This window comes from Nocardia sp. X0981 (genome assembly GCF_977089955.1).
The window spans coordinates 2,863,829-2,881,977 of record NZ_OZ372435.1; the positions used below are offsets into that span (position 1 = coordinate 2,863,829).

Below are 18,149 nucleotides of genomic sequence, written 5' to 3' on the forward strand. Positions count from 1 at the left end.
ATGGCCGACGACGATTACGACTACGACCTCATGGACGATCTCGAGGACGAACAAGCCGGTAAACCGGCCGTTTCGCCCCAGGTGCACGAGGTGTTCAACCCCGACCACACGGTCGGGGTGGCCTGTGACCGCGACGGCGAGGTGGTGGGATTGCACATCACCGACGAGGCGCGCGAGAACGGCGACAGCTGGTTGAGTGCGGAGATCCTCAAGATCGCCGGGCTCGCGCACGCGAAATCCCGGTTGGGCCTGCGGCGGGAAATGGAGGCGAACGGGGCCCGCTCGTACACCATCGATTCGTTCGGCCTGCCGACCGAGGCCGCCTATCAGGCCATGGAAGACGAGGCGTTCGGCCTCCGGCCCGCATGACCGTTCCCCGGTGCGGCCGGGAACGCTGGACAGACAGGACACGACCATGGTGCATATCGCTTCCCTCACCGATGTGACAACGAGCGTGGGCAATGCCTCCGGGGCGGTTTCGGTGCTGACCGGTAGCGTCGGCACCACCGTCGATTCCCTGCGGTTGAAGGGAGAATCCGCGCTGGACCGGAATATGACCGGCAAGCTCGACTGGATTCGCGCGACCTTCGAATCGGCGGCGTCCGAGGCCACCGAGCAATCCGAGATCACCGTGCGTGCCGCTGATTACGGAACGACGAAAATCGGCAATGCCGAGACCGACGGTGCACATACCGTGCGATCCGCCGAGGCCTGACCCACACCATGCCACCGGAGCACCCCAGCCCGTACTGGGACCGAATCGTCGGCGACCACTGGCCGCAGATACCGCCTGCCGCCTGGCACGGTTTGGCCGCCGCCGCGCGCGAGGGCGCGGAGGCGTTGGATCTCGCCGATGTCCAGCAGGCGCGGCATGCGTTCGACGAGGCGGTTCAGCGCTCCGAGGGGCTCGCGCAGATCCGGCGCGCGTTGGTGGCGCTGGAAAAGTATCCTCATGCCTTCGCCGCGGCCCTGTCCGCTGCCGCGGATACTTTCGGCACCTTCGGCGAGGTGGTGCGCCGCACCCGTAACCAGATCCTCGATGTGGTCGACGACGCCACCGATCGGATCGCGCAGGCCACCCGGGAGAACGACGACGACGAGGACGCAGAAGAGGACCCCGAGGCCGAGGCCGAAGCGGACCGGCAGGCCACCGAGGCGATACTCACCGAAGCGCGCGGTGAGGTGGCCGATATCGTCGCCGCGGCGCTGAACTCGCTGGGGCCGCAGGGGCTGCCGAGACTGGACGATATCGCCGAGGCATTGGGACAGCCGGGGCCGTGGCGCAGCGATGCGATACCCGGTGCCGGTCCGCGCAGGCACGGCGTTCCGGGTGAATCTCCGGGTCCCGCCGCGTCCTGGAAGCCGGGACGGGATCTCGAATTCGGCCCGTGGGGCACGAGGCTTCGGGACCTCGTGCCGCCCGACGCGCTGTTCGGCCGGATATTGATCGATCTGCTCGACGATCTGCTGCATCGCGATCTTCCCGCGCCGGCACCGGTGCCGCTGCCGCTGTCGCCGGAGGGTGCCGAAATACCGGTCGACGCCGGGGGACCCGTCGGCGCGCAGCCCCCTCCGCCTGTCGGTCAGGACGTTTCCGGTGGCGACACGGGGTACGGCGTCGGGGGTGCTCCCGTTCCCGGCCAGCGCCCGGTGGTGTCGTCGCCCGAACCGCAGGCCGGGTCCGAGGAGGCGGCGCCGGTGGACGAGCCGGTCGCGGCGGACGAGCCGCGGGAGGAGCCGGGTGCGGACTCCTCCTCCGGCCCCGATCCGTCGGCGGAGCCGGACCGGAGCGCGGGCCCGGCGGAGCCCGAAGGGATCGCGGAGCCGGCCGGCTCTCCGCGGGGTGCCGCTGAGCAGCACACCGATGCGCCCGGTACCGGTATTCCGGTCGCCGCGGCCCCGGCCACCGCACCGCCGGGCGCTGTCCCGCCGGTCGTCTTCCCGGCCGCCGCGCCGCCGGCGCCGGGGGGCACCGCACCTGTCACCGCCACACCCGCGGCGAACTCCGCGCCGGCGTCGGCATCCGCCGCGGGAGCGTCGACCGGGTCGTCCGCGATATCGGCAGCCCAGGCCGGTCGTGCTGCCGCGGCTCCGGTCGAGGCGCACCGGGCGGCGGGAGCCACCGGGAAGATCGCCGTACCGATTTCCGGTCCGGGAGCGACGGCGGCGCCCGGGGTGAAGGGGCCGGGGTATCTGCCGGGGAGTGAACCGGGCACGGAAAAGCCGGGCGGGACGGGGGAACTGGTACAGGAGGCGGTGGGGGCGGCGATGGTGGCCTCGGCCGCGCCGGCGTTCGTGGTGGGGGAGCGTGTCGACGGTGATCTGGCGCTGGCCCGCACCCTGCTGGGCGGTATTCGCGCGGCCACCGATTCCTGGGTGGTGGGCGTGGACTGGGCAGTGGGGGTGCTGCGGCATCCGAGCGGGGTGAGCGCCTTCGTCACCTCGAACGAGGGGCGCGGCTGGTTGCCCGCTCGGCTGTATCTGCCCGGCGAGGTATCCCTGCCGTGGTTGTGGGCCGTGGCCGGGGAGTCCGGCTGGGAAGGTGTCGCGGACCCGGCACGGATCCTCGTCGAATTCGCTCTCGCGTGGGGAACCAAGTCGGGTTCGAAGCTCTCGGCGCTCGCCTCTTCGCAGCCGATCGAGCCGGGGCTGGGGCGCCAGCTCACGACTGTCGCGCTGGCCGGCTCGGTGGGGCCCTCGGATGTTATGGACCTACGCACGCCCGCACCCGGCACCATGGATCGGCTGGGGCTCACCGCCGCGCCGCGCCTGCTGGACCGTGCGGCGAAAGTCCCCGACAACGTGGTCGCGGTGCGCTGCCTGGAACTCGCCGTGGACGCGCATATCCGCGTCGAGCGGGCCGATCTTCCGACGGTCGACGCGATGGGGGCGCCCGAGATCAGATTGCGGATCCTGCGGGCACTACGCGACGGACGGGATTTCGCGGCCAGTTGGTGGGAAGAGATCCAGGACGCCGACGATCTGATCGCGGCCACCGTACTGGGACACCGCGCCGATACCAGCCGCGTCGCACTCGGAGATCTGCGGCCGAGTGCCGCCGATCTCGAACCGGAGTCGGAACTGTCGGTGCTGCGGGCACTCACCTTCCAGCGGCGCTGCAACGAGCTGGTGTTGTTGCTGGCCGAGGAACGGACACGGCAAACCTTGCGCGACGCGATGTACGCGCACGCGCAGATCCTGGCGCATCCCCTGTTCACCCGCCCGGCGGCGGCCGAGCCCGCGCCCCGGCACACGACCGTATCCGTGGGCCCTGCCCGTTGATCCGACCATCGGCCACCATCCGCGATGCTCCCCAATGGTGGGAAGAATCGACAATTGGGGAAGTCGGTGGCGGGAAAGGATGTATCGAGCATGCCAAAGGATGTGTCGAGCATGCCGGGATGGCTGGACATCGAACCCGAGGTACTGCGCCAGCTCGCCGACCAACACGATCGGGTCGCCGCCGAGACCCGGGAATGGGCGCAGCCCCCGCTGGATTGGCTCGCCAACTTCGAACCCACCTACGGCAAGATCGCCTACCCGGTCCAGCAAGCACTCGAAAGCTATTACGACGCTCGGCAACGCGCGGGTGAGGCCTTGGCGCGGGAACACGAGCAAACCGCCCGTTCCTTGCGTGAGGCCGCTAATGCCTACGAACGTTCCGATGCCGAGAGCGCGGCCGCCATCACCATGGCGGGCGAGGACTACACCGGCCGGGGTGGATCTCCGCTCGATTCGGCTCCGCCGACGGTCCGGCCGGTCGCGGCGGCCCCGGTGGGCGAGAACGAGGCGCCCGTAACGGCCGGGCCGAACGGTGTCGGCACCACGCCTCCGCTGGGGGCGACCACGCCGCCCGGCGCAGGTGTGGACCAGCCGGCCGCGAACGGGGCTCCGCCGGCCGGCCCGGCCGCACCGGCCGGAACGCCGGGCACCACCGGTGCTCCGGGAGTGCTCGGTACACCCGGCGCGGTACCGCCCGGTACGGACGTGGCCGCTTCCGCCGCTTCGCCGGCCGGTGGCGCCCCGCCGGCCGGCCCCGGTGCCGGTGCGGTGCCGCCGAGCGGCGCTCTGATCGGCGGCCCACTGGGTTCCGGCGCCGGTGGCGACGATCGTGGCGCGACCGCGCCCCCGAGCGCGGCCGCCACGGAGGGCACCGCTGTCCCGCCGATCGCCCCGACCCCGTTCAACGCGGCGGTGGCCTCCGCGAAGGACAAGGAAGCCGAACCCGCCTACATCGTCGGCGACCAGGTGAACGACGATCTCGTCATAGCCAAGACCCTGCTCGGTGCGGTGCTGGCGGCCACCGATTCCCCGGTGGGCACGACCTGGGCGGTAGCGGTACTGCGCGGTCCCGCCGGCGCCGGGGTGTTCATCACCTCCAACGAGGGCCGGGGCTGGCTGCCCCGCGGGCTGTACCTGCCGCGTGAGGTCTCCACACCGTGGCTGTGGGACGAATTGCTCGGTGCCGACGGTGAGGCCGCCGCACCGTGGGAAGGTGTTTCCGACCCGGCCCGGGTACTCGTCGAGTTCGGGCTGGCCTGGGGCGCCAAGGCCAATGCGGTGCTGTCCGCGCTGGCCTCGTCCGGGCCCATCGATCCCGGATTGACCGGCCGTCTCGGCGAAGTGGCCATGCAGGGTCTGGTCGGGCCGAATTACGATGTCGATCTCCGGGTCCTGACTCCCGATACCGCCGACCGCCTCGCGATCACCGGATCCGTACCGGCTCTGGAATCGATATCGGATGTGGCGGACGCTCAGATACATGCGCACTGCCTCGGACTCGCCCTGGATGCCCACGCCCAGCTCGGCCGGTCCGTGCCGGGGCACTACGACACCGCGGGTGCCCGCAATATCCGCGATCGCATCCTGGCGCGGGTCGAAGCGGGCGAGGAGATCCCTCGTTCCTGGTGGGACGAGCTTCGCGACGCGGACGACCTGCTGGCGGCGGCGATGATCTCGCAGCGGGTCGATGTAGGCCGGGTGGACCTCGGCGCCATCCGGGTCGACGAAGAGGTCAGCGCGTTGCGCGCGATGGTCTGGGAGCGGCGCTGCAACGAATTGGTCGCGCTACTGGACGAGGAACCGGACCGTCAGGTCCTGCGGGACGCGGTGTACGCGCACAGCCAGATTCTGGAGCACCCGTCGTTCGTGTCGATTCCGGCCGCGGTCGCGGCGGATGTGGACGAGCGGGTGGCACGCCCTGCCGCGGGAACCACCGGGGTATCCGCCGCGCCGGAACAGGCCGTGGCCCCGCCGGAGACGACGTCCCCGGCGGCCCCGCCCCGCGGCGCCGTGGTCGCCCCCGATGCCGGTGGTCCGCCGGCCGGTGCGGTCCCACCACCTGTCGCTCCACCGCCGGAGAACCGGGAAACTTCCTGAACAGGCGCTCTCCTCGCCCGCCGCACGGCGTATGCCGGTCGGCGGGCCAGGGGGGTGCTCGGATGTGCCGGTGCCGGTCGGCCGGGCCAGGGGGTGCTCGGATGTGCCGGGCCGGGGCGTTCAACCGGTCGGCACAGCGGATCGGTACCGCCCTGTTCTCGTTGTCATACCGGCAACCGGCGCGTCGGCACCTCTGTGCTCGAGAGACTTTCGGCCCGCACGATGCGGCATCCACGGCAGGCGCTGATGCGATATGACCGGGCCGGTGATGCGCTATCGCCCTAGGCGTCTGTTGCCGCGTTGTATGAGGGCCGGGTGATCATCACGCGCCGGTCGAGGCAGCCGCAGATTCGATACGTTCGGTGACGACGGCTGCCGGCGCTCTGTCGGCCGACCGAGGGTTGTGATGGGGGTTGCCTCGTGCGGACACACGGGGAACGTGCGGTGCTACACCTGTTTGCTGGGAGGTGTCGGGCCGTAGGGGATTTCGGTCTGCGGCGCTTCCGGCTGAGGATTCTGGTTCGGTGGGGGGCTCTCGCCGGGGGTGGGCGCGGCGCCCTCGGGCTCCGGTTTGGTGGGGTCGGTGGGTGCCGGAGCGGGGCCGGGGGAGGGGGCCGGCTGGCTGGGCGGCGCCTCGTCTTTCTCGCCGTCCTCGTTCTCGTCCTTCTGCTCGAGAAGTTCGGGCAGCTGACTGAGCAACGGCATCGCCATCATGGGCAGCATGGCCAGCATCGGCAGCATGGAGCCGAGGCCGCCCATCCCGTTCGCCGCACCGGCACCTCCCCCGGCCGGAGCGCCACCGCCGGAACCGCCGGAACCCCCGCCGCTCGAACCACCACCGGCCGCATCGACGTTCACGTTCTGCGCGGCCTGGACTATATCGTGCACCTTCGTCACCGCGGCGGCGACATGGTCCATGACCTTGGCTTCTTCCGCGGGCTTGAGTTTCTTCGGCTTCACCGTGCGCAACGCGGCGTTCAGCTCCGCCTCGACGTGCACGATGGAGAACAGCGCCTGGGCCTGCTCGGCCGCCACCATCTGCGAGGTGCCGTCCACCTGGGCATCCATATCCACCATGGAGTCCTGCCGTGCCCCCGCGGAGAGCACCTGCTGTTTGTACAGTTCCACACCCATGCCCGACCCCGGGAGGGCGGCGGCCTGGACCTTGTCGGGGGTCTTACCGTTCTTCGGTGGCGGTGGTGGGTCCGAACGTCCGAAGCCGAGCACGTCCACCGACTGCTGCATCGCTCGCTCCGCCTGCGTGATGAACAGGTTGAGCTCGGGATTGTTCGGCAGCTCCTCCAGATTCACCTGGTGGTAGGGCTTTGTCGGCCCACTGTTGGCGAGCACCTGCATCCCGCTGGATGCGGGGTCCGCGGAACGGGTTTCGGACTCGGTGGTCGAGGTCGTGCCGGGTTTGTCGGTGGTCGAAGTCGTGCCGGGTTTGTCGGTGGTCGAGGTGGTCCCGGGTTTGTCGGTGGTTCGGCCTTTCACCAAAGTATTGGTGGTTTCGGCTTCGGTCGGAGTCGAGGCGGGCAGGATCCGTGGGTCGGCCGGCGTGGTACCGCCGACCAGTGTGCTGCGGTCGGTTGGTCGGGAACCGCTGTGCAGGGGGCCCGAAGTGGGAGTGGGGGTGCCGGAGTCCACGTCCGCTGTCGCTGTATCCATCCGCTGTCGTCGCCTCCCGTGCTGTCTCCTTCATTGTGTTGTCTTCCTATGGATGGGAATACGGCGGCCGTCGCTCGTCCTCGTGTTGTCGCATAGTCGAGACACAACAAAGGGCGTAATAGCCGAAAAGTTGCCCGGGGTGGCTGGGGCTAGAGAGGTAAGTCGGTGCGATGAGCGATAGCGAGCTGATCGTATGCCGGCACTGACCGATGATGTGCACGGTGTGCTTCAGGAGCTGCTCGGGTTGTACGGGGCCGGGCAGCCGACCGAACGTGCCTCCGCGGCGCTCGCGCAGGCGATGGCGGCGGATCTGGGCCGGCTCTCCGGCGGCGGTGCCCAGGGCTACGGCGACACCCTGGGTATGCACCGCACCGTCCTCGACACCCAACACGGCCGTGAGGGGGTCGTGAGCAAAACGGTCGCCGAATCGGCGACCGGCACGCTGAACGGACGCGGAATCCTGAACAGTCAGATCTCCGACCTGCAGGCGCGTATCCAAGCCATCACCGCCATAGGTGATACGAGGTTCAGCGGTCCGGCGCTGCTCGACTCCGCTCAGCAGACCATCACGAACGCGACCAGGCAGGTGAACGCCGATATCGACGCGGCACGCAGACAGGCGGCTCAGATCATGCCGCCGGTAGCGCTCGCCGAGCGCACCCGGAGAACAGCCACGCCCCCGCCCCGGAAACGCCGGCGCCGGCGGCGGCCGCGCATGGTGTCCGGTCAGCAGGTAACCCAGCAACCGGTACGGCGGCGCACCCGCCGCAACTGGGACAAGACCAAAGGCGGCCAGGCCGCGCGAGCCGCGGATTCCGCTCTCGGGCTGCCCTACGTCTGGGGTGGTGGTGGTGCCAACGGGCCGAGCGGGGGCGGTTTCGACTGCTCCGGCTTGACCCAGTACGCCATCGCCCAGGCCACCAACGGGGAGGTGGTGCTGCCCCGCACCACCTACGAACAGATCTACGCCGGGGAACGGATCGATCCGCGCGATGTGCGTGCCGGTGATCTGGTGTTCCCGGCCTCCTCGTTCAGCTCTCGCGGACCCGAACACGTGCAGCTCGCCGCCGGTAACGGGATGGTGATCGAGGCGCCGTATACGGGCGCTACGGTAACCTATTCGCCGATGCCCCCCAGTGCTGTGGTGATACGAGTCGTCTGAGCGGAGTCCCCGCCCTTGGCCATCGAGATACCTCATGAAGTGGCGCTGTTCCTGAACTTCATCGGTGTCCCTTACCCGGATATCAACGAGGATCAGGTCCGCGAGCTGGCCGAGCATGTGCGCACGTTCGCCGAGGACGTCTCCGGAACCCATGAGGCGGCAACCGGCACCATCACCGAGATGGGCTCGGTTTACCAGGGTCAGTCGTATCGCGCGCTGGTGGCCTCCTGGGCGCGGTTGAGTTCTTCGCATATGGAGCGGCTCGACGAGCTGTGCCGGGGGGTGGCGGCGGCTCTGGAGATCGCCGCGGAGGTGATCACCGTGGTGAAGGCCGCGGTGCTGACCGAGCTCGCGCTGCTCGCATCCGCGTACACCGCGGCCATGGCGGCCACCCTGGCCACCTCGGGTGCCTCCGCCGCGGTGGGGCAGTCGATTGCCATGGTGGCGAAGCGCCTGGTGAAGGCCATGGAGGAAATGCTGGTCGCCTACATCCTGGCGGAGGTGCTGGGCAAGGCGATCGAACCGCTGGAACAGGCGGTTTCGGATATGATCAGCGGCGTCGTCTACGACGTGGCCGCCGATGCGCTGGGAGTCGACGACGGTGGTGGGGACGGGCTGCTGATCGATCCCGACGAGGTCCGCCGGTACGCGCAGGTGCTCGACGATCACGCCGACGACATCATGAAGCACGCGGACAAGTTCGCCAACAAGGTGTCGGCGCTGGATTTCACCACGCCGATCGCACCGGATCCGGCCTCCGCGCCGGAGAGCGGGCCCGGGAACACTCCACGCGAGGGCGGCGATCCGAACGCGGTCCGGCGGAGCCCGGTGGATACCGAGCGAACCGACCCTCCCGCGGCACCGCGAAACTGGCTACCCACCGCCGGGAACGATACGGGATCCCGTGATACGCACACGCCGGGCGGGCCGCCGCGGGTTGCCGCCGCGGACGGCGCCGTTCCCGGCGAGAGTGGGGGTAAGCCGCCGACGGCGGCTTCCGCGCCCACCGGGGCGGCGGCTTCCGCACCCGACGGAGCGGCAGCGCCCGCGCAGGGGCCGTCCGCGCCGGGTGGTGGGCCCACGGGCGGCGCGTCACCCGCCGCGGCCGAAGGGGGAATTCCCGCGCCGGCGGAGCGGGGTTCGTCCGCACCGGATTCGGCTATCCGATCGTCGGAACAGGTAGCGGCCGGCGCCCACTCCGCGGGGGCGGCTACCGGGAGCGAGCCGGTGGAAAAATCCATGGGCCGGCCGGTTTCCGGCCCGGTGGATTCTCCGGAGCGGCCCGCGAGCGTGGCGACAGCCGGTGATACGTCCGGTGATCCACGTGCACCGGCCGCGTCCGCGGCGGGCGCGCAGGACGGCACGCAATCGAGTCCGTGGAATCGTTCGTCGCCGCAGGGCGCGCCGGCCGCCGGCTCGGCCGGGGGGAAAGCGCCGGCCGGTACGGCTGCGGCTCGAGGTGTCGAGCGCCGCCGGGGCGGAGCGGGAAAGCCCCACCCTTGGGCGGCGGATCCGGCCACCGCTCCCGTACCCGCCCGTACCCCGTGGGCAAGGCCCGGCCGTTCCGCGCCGGCGCCCATACCCGCGGTGGCGGCGGCCGGAGATACCGCGCCGCCGGTCCCTGCCGCGCCGGAAAAGAAGCCGGTGCGGTCCTCGGAAGAGCTGGAAGGCGCGGTGCGTACGGGGGATCCGGTCGAGCGGCCGGTGCCCACCGGTGAGCCGGGTCGGGACGTGGCGCTCAACGGTGCGCCGCCGGATACGGTGCGCGATGGGGAACCGGGGCGGAAGGGTGAGCCGCCGCGGAATAGCGTGCCGGAGCCACCGGAGCGAGCAGCGCCGGAAACGGGCCGGTCCGGAAGGCCGTCTGCCCGGTTCGTTTCGGTGGCACCGCCACCGCTACGGGATGAAGGTCCGCCACGGGGCTGAGATGAGTGCGGCGGCCGGTGGCTCGCTGTTTCCCCCGGCCGCCGCGATAAGAGGTCATCAGGGATGAGGGAACTGGTGACCCGGTTTCGACTATAGCGATAAATAACGTGCCGTCAAATAACGGCTCCATAAACTATTAGGCGATTGGCTTCTCGGGGAAGTGGTCCCGGTTCCTTGTCGGCGCAGCGGAAACCGGCCTCGTACGCGCGTTATTCGTATGGCGGCCGGCCCCGGGTCGCGGTGACCGGCCCGCCACGGAGAAGGTTCCGTGCCGGGGTGCGATACGGAACCGGGGAGTACTTTATCGTCAATCCATGTACCGCTCACCAGTGGGAACGTTGAAGCGTCAAGTGGGGTAGAGATCTGGTGATCGTCGGGGCGGGTCCCGATTACCTCACCTATTCGCTCCTGCGGTGCACTCGCTTCCCACCGGCGGGAAATACCCCGGACGTCGCGCTGTTCCGGCGTGGCTTACCCTGCCAGCAGGCGAGGGTCGGCGGAAGGGAAGTCCGAGTTGTCAGCGGCCGAAGATGCGTTCTACACAGGCGTGCAAAGTTTGGGATTGGTCGCCGGTGGGGTGCGCAACGAAGAGCATGCTCGCGCGGCGTTCACAGCGGCCACGGATCTGGATCCGGATATGTGCGATGCCTGGCTCGGCCGGGCCATGGCGGGGGAGGTGACCTCCGAGGTCATCTACGGTGCCTACCGCTCCTCGCACAACCTCTACCGCGATCAGCAACGTGCCGGATTGGTCGACCGGGCGCTGTGGTGCCAGGTCGAGATCGGCGTTTTCGGCCTCCGCGTGGCCATGGCCGACCGTGATCAGATCGCCATTGCCCAGGCGTGCTCCTATGCCGAGGGTGGGGAATGGCAGGAGGCCGCGGCCATCCTTAACGAGGTACGTGGCGACGATGTCGCCGATTTCGCCCGGCTCTCGCTGTTCTACCGGACAGGTCGCTGGCCCGATGTCCTCACCGCCCGCTCGGAGAAGCCGGTGCTCGAGGACGGGTTGCTCGATATCGCGGCGGAATTGATGGCGGCCAGCGCGCTGGCCCATCTCGGCCGCTTCGGCGAAGCGCTGCCCCGCGCCCAGCGGATCGTGGAGGACAGCCAGTCCGGCAACCTCTCCTATATCTGGGCCGACGCCCACTACCTGCTCGGGATGATCCTGCGGCACAACGGCGAGCACGAGGCCTCCGACAAGATCCTCAAGGGCCTGCAGGGTTCAGGTCTGTGGCCCAACCGCCCGCAGTGGCAGCAGGCGGTGCGCGACAAGAACTTCCGGCTCGAGGTCACCACTCCGGCGGTGATCGCCTCGCGTACGAATATCTGGGATCCGAAATCCGGTGACGATCCGGCCGAGGTGGCCGCCAGTGCCGCCAAGGCGGAACGGGACGCACTGCTGGACGAGGCATCGAAACTGCTGCAGTCGCAGATCGGGATGGATTCGGTCAAGGAGCAGGTCGACCGGCTGAAATCCGGTGTGCTGATGGATCAGGTGCGCGCCAAGCGTGGGCTGGCGGTCGATTCTCGGTCCAACCACCTGATCTTCTCCGGGCCGCCCGGTACGGGTAAGACCACCATCGCCCGCGTGATCGCCAAGATTTTCGCCGGTCTCGGCGTGGTCGAGAACGCGGAGGTGATCGAAGCCTCGCGTAACGATATGGTCGGCACGCATCTCGGGCACACCGCCCCGAAGACCAACGCGCTGATCGATTCGGCGCTGGGTGGAGTGCTGTTCATCGACGAGGCGTACACCTTGATCCAGGAGGGACTCTCCGGTGGGGATGCCTTCGGTAAGGAGGCGGTCGACACCCTGCTGGCCCGGATGGAGAACGACCGCGACAAACTGGTTGTGATCATCGCCGGGTACGAGGCGGAGATCGACCGGTTCCTGCAGTCCAACGAGGGTCTGTCCTCACGTTTCACCAAGCGGATCCGCTTCGCCAGCTACGATCCGGACGAATTGGTGCAGATCGCCGACCATATCGCCGGCAAGAAGGATTCGATCCTCTCCGACCAGGCACGTGAAGTCCTGCGGGATCGCTGCACGATGATGTCCGAGCAGAGCAAGAACGGGCGGCGGCTCATCGACCTCGCGGGTAACGGCCGTTTCGTGCGCAATGTGGTGGAGGCCGCCGAGGCCGAGCGGGATTTCCGGTTCACCCGGGAAAACGTGGACATCGCCTCGCTCACCGACGAGGAACTCATGACCATCGACGCGTTCGATATCACCGCGGCCCTGCAGGGGCTGGCGCCTGTCGGTAAATAGCGCCGGCCGGCCTCCGTTACCGGATTCCCAATTATGGGAAGTTTCCGGCTCTGTGGTGCGCGTTAGGTTGAGGCCGAGGTCGGCGGAAGGAACGTATACCGGTGGCACGCTTCCGGGTGGTGACCAAGCACCAGGTTTCGGGTTGGCGGTTTCTGCTACATCGGATCGAACACGCCCTGGTGCGGCGCGACGCCTCGATGATCGACGATCCGCAGCGCGGCCGGTCCACCGCGCTGGCCATCGGGGTGGCGCTGGCCTGCGTGGGGATCGCGGGGGCCGCCGTGCTGGCGTTCTTCAAACCCGCCAAACCCGTCGGCAATTCACCGATCATCGCGGAAAAGGACAGCGGTGCGCTGTATGTGAAGCTCGGCGAACGGCTGCATCCGGCGCTCAATCTCACCTCGGCCCGGTTGATCGTCGGTCAGGCGGCCAATCCGGTGGAGGTCTCCCGCAGCGAGCTCGAGAAGTATCCCCGCGGCGCCTGGGTCGGGATACCCGGCGCGCCGGGACAGATCACCGACGAAGCCGAAAGGGATTCCGAGTGGACCGTCTGTGATACCGCCCGGACCGGTGCCGCGGCGCCGGTCGATCCCCGGACCGGATTGCCGACCCTCTCGCGCTCCGCCGTGCTCACCACCGCGATCGCGGGACCGCTGACCGTGGACGACGACGCGGTACACGAACTGCGCGGAAACCAGGCCCGGCTGTTGCGTGGTGAGGACGCGACCTGGCTGGTGTATTCCGATCCGGAGCAGGGCGTGGTCCGCGCGGAGATCAACCTCGCCGAATCCCCGGTGATGCTGGCCCTCGGGATCGATGCGACCGTGCAGGTGGCCGCGGCCTCCCCGGGTCTGCTGGAGGCGATACCGGAGGTCGCGCCGATCCGGGTTCCGGATGTGCCCGGCGCCGGAACGCCCGCCACCCTGAAGCCCGCTCTGGACGCGGTGGTGGGCTCCATCGTCACCGTATCCACCCCGAACCAGCCGGCTACCTACTACCTGGTGTCGAATTCCGGTCTGGTCCGGGTGAGCCCGGTGCTGGCCTCGATCGTGCGCAATGCCAATTCGCACGGTTCGGTTGCCTCGAGCACCATCAGCCCGGATGTCGCCGCGGCGAATCTGCGCCCGGGTGATTGGCCGGGAACGGCGACCTATCCGACCGCGCCGGTGGAGATCCTGGACCCCATCCGCGATCTGGTGACCTGCTATCACTGGTCGCGCACCGGCAACGACCCGAACGCGCACACCCGGCTGCTGTTCGGTCGGCAACTTCCGCTCTCCAAACAGGAGCAGGGCCGGACCGTGCAGCTCGTCACGGCACCGTGGTCCGGCGGCGCGACGGCCGACTACGCCTATCTGCCCCGTACCTCCGGGAAGTTCGTACAGGTGACCGGCTCCGAGGCGGGGTCACCGCTGCGGGAATCGCTGTACTGGATCTCCGACAGCGGCGTACGCTACGGCATCGGGGCCAATATGGCCTCCGGGGGTAAGAACGATCCGACCTTGACCGCGCTCGCGCTCCGCGAGCCGGTGACCGCGCCGTGGAGTATCGTCTCCCTCTTCGCGGTGGGGCCCACCCTCTCGGTCGGCGACGCCATGATCCAGCACGATGGGATACCGACGAATTTGTCCGGTGTGCAGATGACGAGAGACAAATGACCGCGACCCGCCGGTTCGTCCGCCCGGCCCGTATGGTGCGCGGCCCCAAGGCTCCCGCCGTCACCGAACTGCGGTTGCAGCCGCCCACCGAGCTGCCGCGCCCGGTGCCGATGTCGAAGCTCAAGATGATCATGCCGGTGATCATGGTGGCGGCCATGGTCGGCATGATGGCGATGATGTTCTCCGGCGGCCGCGCCATGTCGCCGATGATGTTGATGTTCCCCATGATGATGATCGTGTCGATGTTCGGCATGCTCGGCGGCACCCTGGGCGGTGCCGGGGGAGCCAACAGCACCGCCGCCGGGCTGAACGAGGAACGCAAGGACTATCTGCGCTCGATCACCGAGAACCGCAAAACGGTGCACGAGGCCGAAACCGAGCTCTACGAGTATCTCTCCTACACCCATCCGGGGCCGGCGGGACTGAGCCGCCTGGTCGGCGGTAAGCGGATGTGGGAGGTGCAGGTCGCCAACCCGCAGTTCCTCCGGGTCCGGATGGGGCGCGGGCGGATCGCCAATCAGGTGCGGGTGATCGTGCCGGAGGCGGCGCCGACCTCCGACCTCGATCCGGTGGGTGTCGTCGAGCTGACCCGGTTCGCCAAGGCCTATTCCACGGTCGGGGGTATGCCGGTGGCGATCAACCTGCTCTCGGCGCCGCTGGTCGGCCTGGACGGCGACGCGGAGGCGGTCGCGGGCCTGGCGCGGGCCATGATCGCGGAGATCGTGGTATTGCACGGTCCCGATCAGGTGGCGGTCGCCGCGGTCCTCAACGACCCGGACGGGCCGGAATGGGCCTGGCTGAAATGGTTGCCGCATACCCAGCACCCGTCCGAGACCGATGCGATCGGGTCGAGTCGTATGGTCTACCGGACCGTCGCCGAACTCCGCACGAAGGTGCTCGCCGGGCTCAACCGCGGCCCCTTCTCGGCGAACAACGAACCAGCGCTGGACAAATCGCATTTCGTGCTGATCGTGGAATCCGGTGGCGCCAACACCGACCGCGATATCTCCGGTATCGACGGCTGCACCTGGCTGCGCCTGGGGGAATCGGAGCAATCGCTACCGCGCTCCTTGCGATTCACCGTCACCGCCGATCGCACACTCGAGGAGAAGACACCGCGCGGTAGCCGATTGGTCGGCTCGGCCGATGCCATGTCGATCCCCCAGGCCACCGCGCTGGCCCGCAGCATCTCCCCGTACCGGCTCTCCACGGTGGTCGAGGCGGTTGCCGCCGAACAGGCCAGCGGTAGCACCTCCTGGGAGGATATGGTCGGAATCAGCGATCCGGGCAATATCCGGGTGGACCAGCAGTGGCCGGTACGCCGCGATGCCGACCGCAACCGGTTGAACATCCCCTTCGGCCACGATCCCACCGGCCAGGTGGTGTACCTGGACATCAAGGAATCCGCCGAAGAGGGTATGGGCCCGCACGGTATGTGCATCGGCGCGACCGGCTCGGGTAAATCGGAATTCCTGCGCACCCTGGTGCTCTCCGCGATCGCCTCGCATTCTCCGGATGTGCTGAACCTGCTGCTCGTCGACTTCAAAGGTGGTGCGACCTTCCTCGGGTTCGATCGGCTCTCCCATGTCACCGCGGTGGTGACGAATATGGAGGAGGAAGCCGATCTCGTCACCCGTATGGAAGACGTCATCAACGGTGAGATGGCGCGGCGGCAGCGCATTCTGCGTGACGCCGGAAATTTCGCCAGCGTCGCCGACTACGAGAAAGCACGGGAACAAGGGGCGCAGCTGGAACCGCTGCCCACCCTGCTGATCATCCTCGACGAATTCGCCGAACTGCTCGAACAGCATCCCTCGTTCTCCAAGCTGTTCGTCGCCATCGGCCGGCTGGGCCGGTCGCTGCGTATCCACCTGTTGCTCTCCTCGCAGAAGGTGCCGGCGAACCGGATGGGTGAGCTCGAGGCGCACCTGTCGTACCGGATCGCGCTGCGCACCAACCAGACCAGCGACTCCCGCGATGCCATCGGCACCGCCGACGCCTATCACCTGCCCAAGAAACCGGGGTCGGGCTATCTGCGTGTGGGCGCCGGTGATCTGCAGCGGTTCCAGGCCGCCTATGTCGGCGCGCCGTACACCCCTCCGGCGCAGACCACCGCGTCGAGTGCGCAGCGGGCGCGTCGCCCCGGTGGCGGGTACCGGCCACCGCAGCGATTCACCGCCGCCCATATCGCCGAATCCCGTCCGGCGCCGGTGGTGGAGCCGGTGCGCGTGGTCGAACCCGAGGAGACCGAGGGCGAACCGATCACCGTTATGGAAACCGTGCTGCAGCAATTCGCGCGGCACGGGCGCCCGGCGCACCGGATGTGGTTGCCCCCGCTGGGTGTGCCCCCGACTCTGGACCGGATGATCAATGCCGTGGAGCCGGGCACCCTGCGGTTGCCGTGGGCGGTTATCGACAAGCCCCGTCAGCAGCGCCAGGACGTCTGGGCGGTGGATCTGTCGGGCGCGGGCGGCCATGTGGCCGTGGTCGGTGGACCGCAGTCCGGGAAATCGACGGCATTGCAGTCGCTGGTTCTCTCCGCCGCGCTCACTCACACTCCGGAGCAGGTCCAGTTCTACTGCCTCGACTTCTCCGGTGGTTTGTCCGCGCTGCGCGACCTTCACCATGTCGGTGCCGTCGCGGCGGCGCGGGATGTGGACCGGATCCGGCGTACCTTCGCTCTGCTGCGCAATCTGATGGCCTCTCGGCAGGCGCTGTTCGACCATCTGCGTATCGATTCGATGCGCGAGTTCCGGCGGCGCCGTGCCACACCGGAAGGATCCGCCGAGCTCACTTCCTACGGGGACAACCACGGTGATGTGTTCGTGGTGGTGGACGGCTGGGATATCGGCTTCGCCATCAACGGGCCGTTCTACGACGAGTACATGCCCACCATGGAATCCATCGCGCTGCAGGGCCTGAACTACGGGATCCACCTGGTGGTCAGCAGTTCGCGCTGGGCCGCGATCCGGCCGGCGGTCAAGGATCTGCTGCAGACCCGCCTGGAGATGCGACTCGGTGATCTCACCGATACCGCGTTCAACGCGCATCGGGCCGTGGTGGCGGCCGTCCCGCCGAATCGGCCGGGCCGCTGTATCTCCAGCGAAGCCCTGCATATGCTCACCGCGCTTCCCCGTATCGACGGTAACGGTGACTCCGACTCCGCGGCAGCGGGGTTGAACGCCGCGATCGCCCAGCTGAACCAGACCTTCTCGGGGCGCCGGGCGCCCGAGGTCCGCTTGCTGCCGAATCAGGTCACCATGCCGGAGGTGCTGCAGCGGATGCCGCGCCCGACCACGCTGGCCGAACGGCTCGTCATCCCCTTCGGTATCCGGGAATCCGATCTGGCTCCCGCCACCGTCGATTTCGGGACGGCGACGCATTTCGTCGTTCTCGGTAGCACCGGGTGCGGGAAGTCGACGGTGATCGACGCGTTGCTGGAGTCCATTCGCACCCGGTTCACCGCGGACGAGGCCCGGGTACTGCTCATCGACTACCGGCGCCACCACATGGACGCGCTACCGCCCGAGCAGATGGTGGGCTACTTGACCAGCGCCCGCGATCTCGAGGTGAATCTTCCGCCCTTCGTGCAGAAGATGCGTACTCGCCGCCCGCCGGATGATGTCACGAGCCAGCAGCTCAAGGAGCGTTCCTGGTGGAGCGGCCCGGAGATCTTCGTGGTGATCGATGATTACCATATGGTCGTCCAACGCGGGCAGCTCAATCCGCTCGACCCGCTCAAGGAGCTCATCGTCGACGGCCGCGATACCGGTCTGCACGTGATCGCGGCGCGTAATATCGCCCAGGCGGATTCCGCCCTGTTCGACAACGTGCTGGGGCAGATCAAGAATGTGAACGCCCCGGGCCTGATCATGGACGGTACGAAGTTCGACGGCACCCTCATCGGCGATGTGCGAGCGACCAAACAGCCGGTGGGACGGGGTGTTCTGGTCGAACCACTGCATTCGCGCAAGGATCTGGTGCAGGCGGCGTGGCGGCCCGAATGAGTATCCGGAATTCGTCCGATGAGCGGGACTCCCCAGTAATGGGGATAGCTTAGCGTTCTTGGTGTACCGCTCTGATG

Annotated in this window: 10 protein-coding genes; 9 read left to right on the forward strand and 1 reads right to left on the reverse strand. The window is 68.5% G+C overall.

Features of this window, described 5'->3' with window-relative positions; translation table 11 throughout:
- The 4 genes from ACYR7D_RS12505 to ACYR7D_RS12520 all read left to right on the forward strand — a co-directional run bounded on the left by ACYR7D_RS12505 (window position 1) and on the right by ACYR7D_RS12520 (window position 5,379).
- Window positions 1–369, forward strand: a complete 369-nt coding sequence (locus ACYR7D_RS12505) for a hypothetical protein (RefSeq protein ID WP_459549678.1) — start codon at window positions 1–3, stop codon at window positions 367–369.
- Between the two features lie 46 nt (window positions 370–415).
- Window positions 416–715: a hypothetical protein gene (locus tag ACYR7D_RS12510; protein ID WP_459549679.1), complete on the forward strand. Its 300-nt coding sequence runs from the start codon at window positions 416–418 to the stop codon at window positions 713–715.
- An 8-nt stretch (window positions 716–723) separates the two neighbouring features.
- Complete coding sequence (locus tag ACYR7D_RS12515) at window positions 724–3,282, forward strand: hypothetical protein (protein ID WP_459549680.1); 2,559 nt, start codon at window positions 724–726, stop codon at window positions 3,280–3,282.
- Between the two features lie 90 nt (window positions 3,283–3,372).
- Window positions 3,373–5,379, forward strand: coding sequence for a type VII secretion target (locus ACYR7D_RS12520; protein WP_459549681.1), 2,007 nt, complete (start codon window positions 3,373–3,375; stop codon window positions 5,377–5,379).
- Between the two features lie 447 nt (window positions 5,380–5,826).
- On the opposite strand, the gene ACYR7D_RS12525 is transcribed toward ACYR7D_RS12520, so the two are convergent.
- Window positions 5,827–7,047, reverse strand: coding sequence for a hypothetical protein (locus ACYR7D_RS12525; RefSeq protein ID WP_459549682.1), 1,221 nt, complete (start codon window positions 7,045–7,047; stop codon window positions 5,827–5,829).
- A gap of 193 nt (window positions 7,048–7,240) precedes the next feature.
- Here ACYR7D_RS12525 and ACYR7D_RS12530 point away from each other — a divergent pair, with 193 nt between their 5' ends.
- From ACYR7D_RS12530 to eccCa, 5 genes are all read left to right on the forward strand, one after another.
- Window positions 7,241–8,209 carry a C40 family peptidase gene (locus tag ACYR7D_RS12530; protein WP_459549683.1) on the forward strand — a complete coding sequence of 323 codons (969 nt, stop codon included), beginning with the start codon at window positions 7,241–7,243 and terminating at the stop codon, window positions 8,207–8,209.
- Window positions 8,210–8,224: 15 nt separating this feature from the next.
- Entirely contained in the window at window positions 8,225–10,135 is a 1,911-nt protein-coding gene (locus ACYR7D_RS12535) for a WXG100 family type VII secretion target (protein WP_459549684.1), read from the forward strand.
- Window positions 10,136–10,682: 547 nt separating this feature from the next.
- Window positions 10,683–12,407 (forward strand): type VII secretion AAA-ATPase EccA, encoded by a 1,725-nt coding sequence (eccA, locus tag ACYR7D_RS12540; protein WP_459549685.1) that lies wholly within the window; start codon window positions 10,683–10,685, stop codon window positions 12,405–12,407.
- A 119-nt stretch (window positions 12,408–12,526) separates the two neighbouring features.
- Complete coding sequence (gene eccB, locus ACYR7D_RS12545; protein ID WP_459549686.1) at window positions 12,527–14,065, forward strand: type VII secretion protein EccB; 1,539 nt, start codon at window positions 12,527–12,529, stop codon at window positions 14,063–14,065.
- On the forward strand, window positions 14,062–18,072 hold the full coding sequence (gene eccCa / locus ACYR7D_RS12550) for a type VII secretion protein EccCa (RefSeq protein ID WP_459549687.1): 4,011 nt from the start codon (window positions 14,062–14,064) through the stop codon (window positions 18,070–18,072). Before eccB ends, eccCa begins: the two co-directional genes overlap by 4 nt.
- Window positions 18,073–18,149: the final 77 nt, after the last annotated feature.